The sequence below is a fragment of the Cohnella cholangitidis genome (assembly GCF_014107495.1).
GTDB classification, from domain to species: domain Bacteria; phylum Bacillota; class Bacilli; order Paenibacillales; family Paenibacillaceae; genus Cohnella; species Cohnella cholangitidis.
In genome coordinates this window covers 2,257,501-2,271,251 of sequence record NZ_CP041969.1, presented here as the reverse complement: position 1 = coordinate 2,271,251, position 13,751 = coordinate 2,257,501, and the positions used below count along the sequence as shown (strand labels likewise).

At 53.6% G+C, this 13,751-nt stretch carries 9 protein-coding genes (1 of these 9 running past the window's edge); 7 read left to right on the top strand and 2 right to left on the bottom strand.

Features of this window, described 5'->3' with window-relative positions; translation table 11 throughout:
* The first annotated feature begins 109 nt into the window (after window positions 1-109).
* From FPL14_RS10845 to ligA, 6 genes are all read left to right on the top strand, one after another.
* A complete protein-coding gene (locus tag FPL14_RS10845; protein ID WP_182302961.1) occupies window positions 110-2,632 on the top strand; it encodes a U32 family peptidase in 2,523 nt (840 codons plus the stop codon).
* A gap of 205 nt (window positions 2,633-2,837) precedes the next feature.
* Window positions 2,838-4,193 carry a UDP-glucose dehydrogenase family protein gene (locus FPL14_RS10840; RefSeq protein ID WP_182302960.1) on the top strand — a complete coding sequence of 452 codons (1,356 nt, stop codon included), beginning with the start codon at window positions 2,838-2,840 and terminating at the stop codon, window positions 4,191-4,193.
* Between the two features lie 21 nt (window positions 4,194-4,214).
* Window positions 4,215-5,090, top strand: a complete 876-nt coding sequence (gene galU / locus FPL14_RS10835; protein WP_182302959.1) for a UTP--glucose-1-phosphate uridylyltransferase GalU — start codon at window positions 4,215-4,217, stop codon at window positions 5,088-5,090.
* A 299-nt stretch (window positions 5,091-5,389) separates the two neighbouring features.
* Window positions 5,390-6,109: a heptaprenylglyceryl phosphate synthase gene (gene pcrB, locus FPL14_RS10830; RefSeq protein ID WP_182302958.1), complete on the top strand. Its 720-nt coding sequence runs from the start codon at window positions 5,390-5,392 to the stop codon at window positions 6,107-6,109.
* Complete coding sequence (pcrA, locus tag FPL14_RS10825) at window positions 6,099-8,474, top strand: DNA helicase PcrA (RefSeq protein ID WP_182302957.1); 2,376 nt, start codon at window positions 6,099-6,101, stop codon at window positions 8,472-8,474. The genes pcrB and pcrA overlap by 11 nt, the downstream gene beginning before the upstream one ends.
* A gap of 20 nt (window positions 8,475-8,494) precedes the next feature.
* The gene (gene ligA, locus FPL14_RS10820; protein WP_182302956.1) at window positions 8,495-10,525 is read left to right on the top strand and encodes an NAD-dependent DNA ligase LigA; all 2,031 of its coding nucleotides are present in this window, start codon (window positions 8,495-8,497) and stop codon (window positions 10,523-10,525) included.
* Window positions 10,526-10,597: 72 nt separating this feature from the next.
* Here the strand turns inward: ligA and FPL14_RS10815 are convergent, their stop codons facing one another.
* Entirely contained in the window at window positions 10,598-10,858 is a 261-nt protein-coding gene (locus tag FPL14_RS10815) for a hypothetical protein (protein ID WP_182302955.1), read from the bottom strand.
* Window positions 10,859-11,061: 203 nt separating this feature from the next.
* Between FPL14_RS10815 and FPL14_RS10810 the strand changes: the two genes are divergently transcribed.
* On the top strand, window positions 11,062-13,602 hold the full coding sequence (locus FPL14_RS10810; RefSeq protein ID WP_182302954.1) for an outer membrane protein assembly factor BamB family protein: 2,541 nt from the start codon (window positions 11,062-11,064) through the stop codon (window positions 13,600-13,602).
* Window positions 13,603-13,654: 52 nt separating this feature from the next.
* Here FPL14_RS10810 and FPL14_RS10805 read toward each other — a convergent pair whose 3' ends face one another.
* Window positions 13,655-13,751: the final stretch of a DUF4395 domain-containing protein gene (locus FPL14_RS10805; RefSeq protein ID WP_229263865.1), read on the bottom strand. The gene runs 308 nt beyond the window's last position; 97 of the gene's 405 nt are visible here — the last part of the coding sequence; its start codon lies off the right edge, out of view; the stop codon is at window positions 13,655-13,657.

Sequence of the window (13,751 nt, the reverse complement as noted above, 5' to 3'; positions counted from 1 at the left end):
AAGTCCCTAGCGGGCATTTCGCGCTTTTCTTTCCTCCTTCGCGCGGACTTTGGTATACTAACGGGAGATGAATGCCGCGGGTATTCGCGGTCTGGAGGGTTACGCATAGATGATAGACAAGAACGCCTTGCGGCGCGAAGATATTGAATTGTTGGCGCCGGCGGGCGATTGGGAATGTCTGCGGGCGGCGGTGGCGAACGGTGCCAATGCGGTCTTTTTCGGAGTAGAGAAGTTTAACGCTCGTGCTCGCGCGCACAATTTCCAGACGAACGAGCTTCCGGAGATCATGGCTTTTTTGCACAAATACGGGGTCAAAGGTTTCCTTACTTTTAACATCCTCGTATTCGAGGACGAGCTGACGGAAGCCCGTAAGCTTACCGAAGCTTGTATTGATGCAGGCGTAGACGCGGTAATCGTGCAGGATCTAGGGTTGGTGAAGATGATTCGGGAAATATCCCCGGACTTCCCGATTCATGGGTCGACGCAGATGACGATTACTTCTCCCGAGGCGGTCGAATTCACAAAACCGTTTAATATAGAACGGGTCGTTCTCGGCCGGGAAAACAATTTGAAGCAAATTCAAAAAATCGGCGAACAAGCGAAGCTCCCGATGGAAGTGTTCGTTCACGGAGCGCTTTGTGTCTCTTATTCCGGGCAATGCCTGACTTCCGAGGTGTGGGGAGGGCGGTCCGCCAACCGCGGAGAATGCGCTCAAGCTTGCCGCTTGCCGTACGATCTAATGGTAGACGGCGTGCATCAGCCGATGGGGGATATCGCGTACTTGCTTTCTCCCAAGGATCTGGCGGCGATCGATATCGTTCCGGAGCTGATTGAAGCGGGAGTAACTTCCTTTAAGATCGAAGGGCGATTGAAAAGCCCGGAGTATGTTGCGAACGTAGTTAGCAAATATAACAAAGAGATCGACAAGTATTTCGCGGGAGACGAATCGGAGCCTTCGAAGGAAGAAGTAAGGGAGCTTCAACAAAGCTTCTCCCGCGGATTTACGCACGGGTTCCTCGACGGTACGAACAACAAGCAGCTCGTGGAAGGAACCTTTCCGAAGAGCCGCGGCGTTTACTTGGGTACGGTAGAGAAGATTTTGCGCGATGCGGTCGTCTGCCGGTTGGAAGCTCCTCTTAAACGCGGGGACGGGATCGTCTTCGACGCCGGAGACCCGACGAAGAAGGAAGAGGGCGGGCGCGTCTATGACGTCCGCAGCTCGGGAGCGAAGCTGGAAGGCGAAGCGGCCGAAGGTCTCAGAATCGAAATCGTTCCTGGACGCAACGACGTCGATTTGAACCGTATCCATGAGGGGGACCGGATTTGGAAAACAAGCGATCCCGCGTTGGACAAGCGGCTTCGCAGCAGCTTCGAAACCGAGAAGCCCTACCGGACGTTCCCGCTCGCGGTATCGGTATTCGGTCAAGAAGGAATGCCGATGCGCACGATTTGGACGGATATCGGGAAGGGCACGACTGTGGCCGTGGAATCGGAGATGCCGCTAGAGCGTGCGGAAAAACGTCCGTTAGGTCACGAAGTGTTGCAAGAGCAGCTTGGCCGGTTGGGCGGCACGCTGTATTTCTTGGATCAATTGGAGGTTGCCCTGAAGGGCGAAGTTATCGTTCCGATGCGCGAGCTGAACCGGATGCGCCGGGAAGCGGCCGAGCAATTGGAAATTTTGCGCGAGCAACCGCCTAAATATATGAAACGGCAAATCGACGAATTTGCGGATTCCTTCGTTGCGGAGGAGGAGATCTCCGTACAGCCCGAGGAAGTGGCTTTGACCGCTCTCTGCAGGACGTTAGAGCAGGTTAAGGCCGCCGTGAAGACGGACGTCTCCTTCATCTACGCCGACTTCGAATTCATTAAGCAGTTTCCGGATGCCGTTCAAGCGTGCCGGGAAGCGGGCAAACGGATCGCTCTCGCTACTCCGCGCATTCATATGCCGGGGGAGAACGGTTATCATCGCAACATCCTGAATTTGAAGCCGGATGCCGTGCTCGTGCGCAACACCGGAGCTCTCTACTATTATTTGAAGGAACGGATGGAGAAGCCGGGGGAACAGCATCCGTTGCTTATCGGGGACTTCTCGCTTAACGTGGCTAATCATAAGACCGTTAACCTTTTCCGCGAAGCGGGCTGCGATTGGGTCACTCCTTCTTACGACCTGAACATACAGCAGATGGTCGATATGCTGCGCCGCGCCGATACTTCCCGGTTGGAGATGGTCATTCACCAGCACATGCCGATGTTCCATACCGAGCATTGCGTGTATTGCACCTTCATGAGCGAAGGTACGAATTACACGAATTGCGGTCGCCCTTGCGAGGAGAAGCGGGCATCGCTGCAAGATCGGATCGGCATGTCGCATCCCGTCCGCGTAGACGAGGGTTGCCGGAACACGGTGTACAATGCGATCGAGCAATCCGGCGCGGAGTATTTGAGCTTGTTCATGGAGCTCGGCGTCCGCTCCTACCGGGTCGAGTTTCTGGAGGAAAATGCAGACAAAGTGCGGGAAGTGCTCGCGCTCTATCGAGCGGCGATCGACGGCAAAGTCGGCGGAACCGAAGTATGGCGCAAGCTCAAGGCGACCAACCAGCTTGGCGTCACTCGCGGGCAATTGGTGAAGTAAATAAATGAAGCGCCCTGTTTCCTGAGTTGTTAGGGAACAGGGCTTTTTGCGTTGAGGCGCGGCCTCCCCGAAAGCATCCATTTTCTACCTCCATAATTTACACCCCTCTAACACAAACAAGGAAGTTTGTTTTCATTCCGATGCTACAATCGGAACGAAGCTAAATCGCGGTTAAAAGCGATCAATATAGAGGAGGGCGCGGTCTATGAAAATGGCGGTCATCGGGGCGGGGGTCGTCGGTCTGGCAACGGGCGCGGGATTCGCGGATTTAGGGCATTCTGTCGTTTGCGTTGACAATGACACGGGGAAGATCGCCCAGTTATCCCGCGGAATTATTCCTTATCACGAGCCCGGATTGGAAGATTTGATTAAGCGCAATACATCGGCCGGGAGGCTTGCCTTCGGCCATGACTCTTCCAAGCTGCTGCAGGAAGCGGAGCTTGTGTTCTTGACGGTCGGCACTCCGTCCGATGAGACCGGCGAAATGTCATTGGCCGCGCTATGGTCCGTTATCGATCGGTTGGAAGAATGGTCCGACTCCGACGTCAAACGGATTATCGCGATCAAGAGCACCGTCCCGGTCGGTACGGCGGAGCGGGCCGAAGCTCGCATTCGCGGCCGATTGCCGGATCGTTGTCCGGTCGAGGTCGTTTCCATTCCGGAATTTATGAGAGAGGGCAGCGCGATAAGGGATTTCTTCGAACCTTCGCGAATCGTCATCGGAAGCGCTAGCGCTGAAGTGGCGGACAGGTTAACCCAGCTGCATCAGCGATTGCCGGGGCCGATCATGTCTACCGACCGCCGCAGCGCGGAGCTGGCCAAGCTTGCGGCGAACGCATGCCTTGCCGTCAAAATTTCGTTCGCGAACGAGATAGCCGCTCTTGCGGAACAAATCGGAGCCGACTATCCGTCCGTAGCCCACTCGTTAGGGTTGGACCCCCGGATCGGTCCGCACTTTCTTGCGGCCGGCATGGGATTCGGCGGCTCCTGCCTGCCGAAGGACACCCGCGCGCTTGTCAGAATGGCGGATGAGGCGGGAGCGCCGCAGACGCTTGTCGAAGCGGCCGTTCGCGCGAACGCGATGCTTCCGTTGCGCATGGTGCGGAAGCTCGAAGCCGCGTTATCGGATCCCGGGCGTCGCAAGGTGGCGCTGCTCGGGCTTGCCTTCAAGCCGGGCACGGACGATGTCCGCGAAGCGCCTTCTTTGCGGCTTATCGCCGAGCTGAACCGGCGTCATCCCGGAATTACGATAACGGCGTATGATCCGGAGGCCAATCGCTCGGCCCGCAAAGTACTGCCGGCTTCGGTAACGATATGCGAATCGGCGGAAGAGGCTCTGAAAGGCTCGGACGCAGCGATTCTCGTTACCGAATGGCGCGAATTTCGCCAGATTAAGGCCGATGACTTTAAAAGTTGGATGAATCGACCTATAATTATGGATGGAAGAAATGCCCTTGATGCGGTAGCGCTCAATGCGCAAGGCGTCGTCTGCATCGGGGTCGGACGTTTGCCCGCCGTTCCGAAGGAGTACGCTCGGAAGGGTGGCGAGCTTGTACCGTAAGAGTAGAGAGGATGCCAGGTCATGAGAATTCGCAAAGCGATCATTCCTGCAGCGGGAATGGGAACCCGGTTCCTTCCGGCTACGAAAGCTATGCCTAAGGAAATGCTGCCGATTATCGATAAGCCGGGAATTCAATATATCGTCGAGGAAGCGGTCGCGGCCGGCATCGAGGATATTTTGATCGTAACGGGTAAAGGCAAGCGGGCCATCGAAGATCATTTCGACAGTTCGTACGAACTGGAACAGAGCTTGCTGAACAAGGGAAAGCTCGATCTCTTATCGGAAGTGCAGAAGCCATCGGATCTAATCGATATTCATTATATTCGGCAGAAGGAGCCGCGCGGGCTTGGCCATGCGATCTGGTGCGCGCGCAAGTTCATTGGCAATGAGCCGTTCGCCGTATTGCTCGGAGACGATATCGTCCAGTCCGACGTTCCTTGCCTCAAGCAAATGATGGACGTGTACGACGAGGTTCAGGGCTCGGTGCTCGCGGTGAAACAAGTGCAGGATGAAGAGGTATCCCGATATGGAATCGTTGATCCCGATCCTGAAGGCAGCATAAGCAATCGTATTCTTAAAGTGCGCGGAGTCGTGGAAAAGCCGGCAATCGGTCGCGCTCCCTCTAACGTTGCTATCATCGGACGATATATATTGACGCCTGCGATCTTCGATATACTGGAAACGCAGGACATCGGCGCCGGGGGAGAAATCCAGCTGACCGACGCGATCTTCCGCTTGATGCGGGATGAGTCCGTCTTTGCCTACCAATTCGAAGGAACGCGATACGACACCGGGGAGAAGCTCGGTTACCTCAAGACGATCATCGATTTCGCCTTGGAGCGTCCGGACCTGAAGGACGAGGTTCGCGCGTATTTGGAGGGGAAGTTAGGGCGTTAAATAAGGGAAACAAGAACGGCTTAATAATCCTGCAAAACGAAAGTTCTATTAAAAGCGTGAAGCGCTCGCCGTTTGTTCCTTACTGGAGCAGGCGGCGTTTTTATTGTTTGAAAAAGCGGTATGCAGAGTATTTCAATGAGCAGAAACGCATGGCTGGCAGTAGGGGGTTAGAGATTTGCTTAAAACTTTGACCGGCGAGATTCTCTTCCGTCCGCTCCCTTTCATTCCTTCTTGGAAGAACCACCGAATTCCTGTAGACTAGAGAGTAAAATAAACTTTAGAAGTCTTATGGAGGCTATATGCTCCCCTCATTTTATAGCGGTTGGAAACACGTGTTTAAGCTGGACCCGGACAGGGACATCGACGACGAAGCTTTGGACGCAATCTGTACTTCGGGAACGGATGCGATTCTGGTCGGAGGCTCCAGCGGAGTTACTTTCGATAATACGGTGGATCTCATGTCGCGAATTCGCAGATACGAGGTGCCATGCGCATTCGAGCTATCCGATGCGTCGTGCGGAGTGCCTGGTTTCGATGGATACTTTATCCCGAGCGTGCTGAACACGAAACGATCGGAGTGGCTGATCGGCCGCCATGTCGAGGCCCTGCGCGATTTCGGGCACTTGCTTCCATGGGATTCGATCGTGGGAGAGGCGTACTTAGTCCTTAATCCGGATTCTGCCGTAGCTAGATTAACAGGCGCGGAAGCGAATCTCTCGGAGAGTGAAGCGATCGCGTACAGCCAAGTAGCGGACAGGCTATGGAACGTTCCGGTATTATACGTGGAGTACAGCGGAACTTTCGGGGACATGGGATTGCTTAAGGGGATTAAATCCAACCTGAAGCGCGCCCATTTGTTCTACGGCGGAGGAATCAATAGCGCCGAACGGGCCGCGCAGGCCGCGGCTCACGCGGACACTGTCGTGGTAGGCAACATCATATATGAAAATTTGGACGCGGCGTTGGCGACGGTTAGCGCGGTTAACCATTCGATAAAGGAGCAAGAGCATGTTTTTTGAACGGGATAATACGAATGAAATAGATATCGATGCTTCCATTAACAGGCTGAATCCGAAGCAGAAGGAAGCGGCGATCTCGACGAAGGGCCCTCTTTTGATCATGGCCGGCGCGGGGAGCGGCAAGACGCGGGTGCTCACGCATCGTATTGCGTATTTGATCTCCAAGCGGTTAGCCGCGCCATGGAGCATTCTCGCGATTACTTTTACGAATAAGGCGGCCCGCGAAATGCAGGAGCGGGTATCGAAGCTGATCGGTCCGTCCGGCAGGGATATTTGGGTAAGCACCTTCCACTCGATGTGCGTCCGTATATTACGCAAGGACATCGAACGGATCGGATTCGGCTCCAATTTTAGTATTTTGGATTCCACCGATCAGTTGTCCGTCATACGCAACGTCATGAAGGACAATAACATCGACACCAAGAAAATCGAGCCCAAAGCGGTGCAAGCATCGATCAGCGGGGCGAAGAACGAATTGCTTTCTCCCGCGCAGTACGAGCAAAGGCAAGGCGATTATTTCGAATCGATCGTGGCCAAGGTTTATACGCAATACCAAAAGAGGCTCAAGGCCAACAACTCGCTTGACTTCGACGATCTGCTTCTGCTGACGATCCAATTGTTCAAGGACGTTCCGGAAGTGTTGGAATTTTACCAGAACAAATTCAAATACATTCATGTGGATGAGTATCAGGATACGAACAGAGCGCAATATACGTTGTGCAAAATGTTGGCGGAGAAGCATCATAACATCTGCGTGGTAGGGGATAGCGATCAATCGATCTACCGGTGGCGCGGCGCGGATATTACTAATATCCTCAACTTCGAAGCGGATTACCCGGAAGCGCATAGTATTTTGCTAGAGCAGAACTACCGCTCCACGTCGAACATTCTGGATGCCGCTAACGCGGTCATTAAGAACAACATGGGCCGCAAAGCGAAAAATCTATGGACCGATCAGAACGGCGGAGACAAAATCACGGTTTACCAAGGCGATTCGGAGCATGAAGAAGGCTACTTCATTGCCGGAGAAATTCGCAAGAACCGTCAGAACGCCCGACGCTACAGCGATCATGCCATCCTATACCGCACGAACGCGCAATCCCGGGTCGTGGAGGAAGTTCTAATCAAGTCGGAGATCCCTTACCAGATCGTCGGCGGCATCAAGTTCTACGACCGCAAAGAGATTAAAGACATTCTTTCTTATTTAAGATTAATTTCCAATCCGGATGACGATAACAGTCTTAATCGAATCGTTAACGTGCCTAAGCGGGGTTTAGGCGACACGACGATGGCGAAAGTTCAGGAGGAAGCTTCCCGCAAGGGCGTCTCCATGCTCCGGCTCCTGAACGAAGGAGACGGCTTGCTCGGCGATGGCCTGTACCACCTGGACATTCAGACTCGCGCCAAGGCGGCGTTGTCCGAATTCCGCGATCTCATACGTAACTTAAGTTCCATGGTCGAGTATTTGTCCGTAACCGAATTGACGGAGAAGCTGCTCGAATTGACCGAATATCGGCTAGAGCTGCAACGCGAGAACACGCTTGAATCGAAATCCCGGCTGGAAAATATCGAAGAGTTCTTGTCGGTTACGCAAGAATTCGAGAAACGCAACGAAGACAAGTCGTTGATCTCCTTTTTGACGGAATTGGCTTTGGTTGCGGATATCGACTCGATGGATGACGAAGAGGACAGCGGGGACGCCGTTATTCTCATGACGATGCATAGCGCCAAGGGACTCGAGTTTCCGGTCGTATTTATCGTAGGCATGGAGGAAGGCCTGTTTCCGAGCAGCCGTTCGTTCATGGACAACGAGGAAATGGAAGAGGAACGCAGGCTTGCTTACGTCGGAATCACGAGAGCGGAGAAAAAGCTTTATCTGACCTGCGCCCGTATGAGATTGCTCTATGGCCGAACCAGTACGAACGCGCCTTCGCGATTCTTGGAGGAAATTCCAAGCGAGCTTAAGGAAGCGGTCGAACCTGCCGGAGGAGGTCGTTCCGGATCTTACGGCGGATACGGCTCCCGATTGGGCGGGGGCGGGTCTGCCGGATATGGAGCACGATCTTCATCTCCGAGCTCGGGAGGTTATCCGCCTTCAAGCTTCGGAGCTCGTCCGACTATCGCTCCTGCGAACGGCGGCTCCGCGCCGGTCGTTAGACCGCAGACTCCTTCCGCGGCCAAGCCTGTCGGAGACGGGATGGCAATCGTGGCGGGAGACAAGGTTCAGCATGCCAAATGGGGAGTCGGCACGGTCGTCTCCGTTAAAGGGACGGGCAACGACGCCGAATTGCAAATCGCTTTTCCAGCGCCAACGGGCGTCAAGAGACTGCTCGCCGCATTTGCCCCGGTGACCAAAATCCAATGATCAAAGCGAGGTAAGCCACAATGGCTCAAACGGAATTGCTGGAGCGGATGCGGAAGCTCGTAGCTGAACTTAACGCGCATAGCCATCGTTACTACACCGAAGATAATCCGACGATTAGCGATAAAGAATATGATGTGCTCTATGATGAACTGAATCGATTGGAGGCGGAGAGCGGAACGGTATTGCCCGATTCTCCGACTCGCAGAGTCGGCGGGGATATTCTTAAGGGATTCGAGCCTCACCGGCATCTGTCCCGGCTATGGAGCTTGGACAAAGCGCAGAACGTTGAAGACTTAACCGCTTGGGCGGCTCGGGCCAATCGCCTGATTGCCGACTATAATGCCAAGAACCCGGATCGGCCACTGCCTCCCGCGGAGTACGTGCTGGAACTCAAGTTCGATGGGTTGTCCTTGAATTTGACTTATGGCGATGGCGGACTGACGCAAGCGGCGACCAGGGGGAACGGCGAGGTCGGGGAAGGGATACTTGCCCAAGTTCGGACGATTCGCACCGTTCCGCTGACGATCGGTTTCGAAGAAGGTACGATCGAGGTTCAGGGAGAAGGCTTCATGCGCTTGTCCGTGCTCGAAGAATATAACAAAACCGCGGCGGAACCGCTGAAGAATGCGCGCAACGGTGCAGCGGGAGCCCTTCGCAACCTTGATCCTAAAGTAACGGCGTCGCGCAGGCTGGATGCCTTCTTCTATAACGTGGGGTATGCCGAAGGGATTTCGTTCGGCAATCACCGCGAGATGATGGCGTTCTTGCGGGACAACCGGTTTCCCGTCAATCCTTATATCGCTTACTTCTCCACTATTGAAGACCTGATCGCGGAGCTTGATCATATCGTGGAGAGACGCGGACAACTGGATTATCTCATTGATGGTGCGGTCATTAAGCTGACCGACATGAGGACGCGAGAAGCTCTTGGCTATACGGACAAATTCCCTCGTTGGGCCGTAGCGTTCAAATTCGAGGCGGAAGAGACGACGACGGTTCTTGAATCGGTATCGTGGGAGCTTGGCCGAACGGGGAAAGTGACTCCGTTAGCCCGCGTAGAGGCGGTTGAGCTTGCCGGGGTTACGGTTCAGAATTGTACGCTGAACAATATCGGAGATATTGAGCGCAAGAACCTGTCTCATGCGCTGGGAACCCGTGTGTTCATTCGCCGTTCCAACGACGTCATTCCCGAGATTCTAGGCAAGGCCGATGACGAGGAAGGCGGTACGATCGAGGTTCCGGTCGTTTGCCCGGGTTGCGGTTCTCCGCTGGAGATGAGGGGAGCGCATCTATTCTGCAACAACCGATTAGGTTGCAAGCCGCAAATCATAGGACGGATCACTCACTTCGCGTCTCGCGATTGCATGGATATCGAGACGTTCAGCGGGAAAACGGCCGAGCAACTATACGACGAGTTGAACGTTCGCGAGCCGGCCGATCTATACGGTCTTAGCTTTGATGATCTGGTTAAGCTTCAGCGGTTCGGGGAGAAGAAAGCGACGAATTTGTTGGCCGCCTTGGAGAAATCCAAATCCCGCGGACTTGCATCCTTCCTCAATGCGCTAGGCATCCCGAATACAGGCAAAGCGACGACGAAAATGCTCGCGGACCATTTCGGGGACTTGGATCGGTTAATGGCTGCGGAAGCCGACGAATTAGTCGGGTTGCCGGATGTCGGCGGTATCGTGGCCGAGAGCATCTACAGCTTCTTCCGAGATCCGCTCGCGCAAGAGAGCATCGCCCGCATGCGCGCTTATGGAGTTAAAGCGGAAGCGGCGGCGCCGGCCGCGGTCGCGGCGGATGCGAGCCATCCGTTGTTCGGCAAAACCGTAGTGTTAACCGGTACGCTATCCGTTATGACGCGCGATGAAGCCGCTAAAAAGTTAGAAGCGTTGGGAGCCAAAGTGTCGGGAAGCGTGTCCAAGAAAACGGATCTCGTTATCGCCGGCGAAAGCGCGGGAAGCAAACTGACCAAAGCCCGCGATCTCGGAGTTCCGGTACTGGAAGACGAGTCGGAACTGCTGCGATTGCTTGGCGGAACGAATGACTAAATAATTGGAGGCCGTCTCTCAGCCATGACAATGGTATGCGGGACGGCCCTTTTTTTGCGGTGTTGAGCACCGCTAACCGGGAAAAACTCCGTCCCACACCGGAATAACGGTTCTGAGCACCGTTAAATTGGCGAAAGCTCCGTCCCACGTCGGAATAACGGTTCTGAGCGCCGTTAAATTGACGAAAGCTCCGTCCCACGTCGGAATAACGGTTCTGAGCACCGTTAAAGTGGAAAAAACTCCGTCCCACGTCGGAATAACGGCTCTGAGCACCGTTAACTCGCCATCCCCCTCTGCACTTGCAAAGATAACGGAAATAGCGCCGTCTTCCACACTTATCACCACTCCACACCATACCGCAAACCCGCGCCGCATCACAGTTTTATATCCTAATATATTTGTATATTTTTATATGATTATAATCGAATGTAAATCTAAATTTATCGCTCCGCGAACGGAAATGGATAAATATTGAAACAAATAAAAACGGCGCGCGTCTAATGAGTCATATGGCTTTTGATAGGGGGGGTTACTTGATGGATAGATGCAGGGCAATGATTAGGCGAGGGCTGGCCGTGCTCTTTTCGATTGCCATACTGAATGGGTGCTCTAATAACGATCAAACGGAATCCTCCAAGCCAATCATAGAGAGCGTATCGGCATCTCCGGCGAGTTCGCCTTCTCCAATGCCGTCTCCTCCTTCATCGCATGAGAGGTTGAAGTATGAAGAAGTCAAAAAAATGTTATCTATAGATATGACAATGGAAGAGGCGAGGGACATTTTCGGTTCTTCCTATGAGATCGAATCGCCGTCTCTCTATTTGCGTTCGGATTGGATTCCGGTCGAGCTGTGGAAATACTCGGATGGCGCTTCGGCTTCCTTGCAATTGAATTGGTCTCAAGATCAACGATTGTTATACGCGATTTTTTATGATCAAGATGCCCAAGGGAACAGAAGAAGTTATATTCCAACTATAGGTGCACTAAAAGGTTCTTCATCAGAGGATAACCCCGTCGCCGAGCAATCCGGTATTCGATTGGGTCAGAGCGTTACCGTTGCAGAGGGGACGGCAGGTTACGATATGCTTAGTTCTCCGTTGCCGCAATTGTCCTATTTGGCCGTTCCGAGCAGGCCGGTTACCGTAACCGCGATAAACGAATCGTTCGCGGAAGTAGATGACGACGGGGTACGGTCTTGGATTCCGATTTGGTATTTCACGAAAGAAGCAGCGGATATTCAAACGATCGATCCCATAGAGCTCAAAATGAACCAAGACGGATTCGCCTACTGGTACCCGGGTTCCCAAACGGTCGCGTCGGCGATCAAGCAGAACGAGACTATGTATGCTTTTCGAAGCTATGGAGATTGGTACGGCGTAACCGTTGCGGCTACGACCGATAACGATCATCCAGGTGCCGGATTAATGTGGATCAGGAAAAATCAGGCGACATCTTCGGGGAAAGCTTGGCTTCCGCTATATGATAATGGCGCTGTTACATCCGATTCCATAGCCTCCGCGGTTCGATCGGAGTTGGGATTGGGCGTCGCGGACGGGCGGATCAAGCGAATATTCGGTCATCCGCAGTTTCAAGAAGCGTCGGACAATATCGAACAACCCGGCAAGCTGAAAACCTTGAAGGTGTGGCGATACGAGAACGCTTTTTCCGAGCTTATCCTGACCTGGTCCGATCGGCGTACGTTGCTGAATTATCGTTATCGGGACCGGAGCGGTGAATATGATTTCGGCAACTGGAACCAGATCAGCTTAGACCAGCCCGCGCGAATCCCGGCGGTTGCGGACGAAGATACGCCTGTGGCCGCGTCGGCGAAGGTATTGTACGATTGGAGAACGCAAACCGAATTGCCCTATAACTATTTAGTAGGCGAAGCGGGAAAGACGCTATTGGTAGCAGGGGAAGACAACGGCTTTAGCGGATTTCACGAAGCGTCTCATCTTTACGGTTTGAATCGCGATACGGGGACAAGATTATGGAAGTACGATTTCGGGCACGGACTGCATTTATATGCTTTTTCCGCTCAGAGCGAAGCCATCGTATTTTATCGCATAAACGAAAACGGGGTTGAAGGCTCCTCCTATGAATTGCAGGCTATAGATGTAACGAAGGGAAATAAGCTCTGGCAAAAAAACTTCAAGCTAGACGCGGCGATAGACGATCAGAGCTATTCCGCATCGGGCAACGTCGCCGTTCTGTCATACACGCAGACGACCGGGGAGGAGACGACGACCAGTCTCGAAGCGCGCGATATTCGGAGCGGACGCGTGCTATGGAACAAAAGCATCGCCGGGTCCGCCCGGTTGATCGAGCAGAATAGCCAGTTGCCTGTAATCGCGGTTGAATCGGTTTCCCAACCGTTAGCGAATTCCTTAATTACGGCATTAGATCCTCGGAACGGCAAGGTGAAGTGGGAGTTGAAAGAGCGAACCGCTTATCTGTCCGCGGATAATCTCCTTACAGTCGATAACCGCTTCCCGCAAGGTGAGCTTAACGGCTACTGGACGAGATCCTACGATCAGCTCATCTTGGTCGATGCCGGGTCGGGCAAGTCCAAGCTCGCTTTGCCGATTACGTACGAGTACGGCATTCATTATGATGGGATTAACGAACGGTATATGTTCAGCCAACGGGCGCTTGACGGAGAAAAACTGTATGACAGCCAGGACGTTTCCAGTTCGTTGATCGATCTTAGGACGGGTAAGACCCTTTGGTCGGTTAAGGGCAAGGCGGATCGAGGTCTGATCAGGGGTGGGCGGTTGTTCTATTGTCTGGACGGGAAGCCTAGGGCGGTGAACTTGTCGGACGGTAAAATGATTTGGGAAGCCGGTTTTACGGCAAGAGGAATGATGGAGTTAGATCGAGATCGGTTGCTCGTTGAGGGGATTCCGGACGTATTTGTCGTCGATGCCGTCAGCGGACGGTTGGAGAATCGTCTTCACGACGTCAGAATCGGTTATCATGAAGTTACGCCTACCGACCAGATCTACGGTGTATTGACCGTACTGGATAGCGAACTATATGTAGGCTCTTCGAACGGATTTTTCGGGAAGGTCAAATAATAGAAGGAGCGGATCCGCGAGGGAATCCGCTCCTTCCGTATGCTGTACAGGATTAGGTTCTTCCGATCCTTCTTCCGGCGCGGATTTGTTTAATCCAGAAGTAGACCGTGCATCCGATGCAGAAACCGAGCAGCGCGGCGCCGGCGGCC

What these genes read in the sequence shown, in the direction of transcription:
- FPL14_RS10845 (WP_182302961.1), top strand. Translation starts at nt 110, where the DNA reads ATGATAGACAAGAACGCCTTGCGGCGCGAAGATATTGAATTGTTGGCG.
- FPL14_RS10840 (WP_182302960.1), top strand. Translation starts at nt 2,838, where the DNA reads ATGAAAATGGCGGTCATCGGGGCGGGGGTCGTCGGTCTGGCAACGGGC.
- galU (WP_182302959.1), top strand. Translation starts at nt 4,215, where the DNA reads ATGAGAATTCGCAAAGCGATCATTCCTGCAGCGGGAATGGGAACCCGG.
- pcrB (WP_182302958.1), top strand. Translation starts at nt 5,390, where the DNA reads ATGCTCCCCTCATTTTATAGCGGTTGGAAACACGTGTTTAAGCTGGAC.
- pcrA (WP_182302957.1), top strand. Translation starts at nt 6,099, where the DNA reads ATGTTTTTTGAACGGGATAATACGAATGAAATAGATATCGATGCTTCC.
- ligA (WP_182302956.1), top strand. Translation starts at nt 8,495, where the DNA reads ATGGCTCAAACGGAATTGCTGGAGCGGATGCGGAAGCTCGTAGCTGAA.
- FPL14_RS10810 (WP_182302954.1), top strand. Translation starts at nt 11,062, where the DNA reads ATGGATAGATGCAGGGCAATGATTAGGCGAGGGCTGGCCGTGCTCTTT.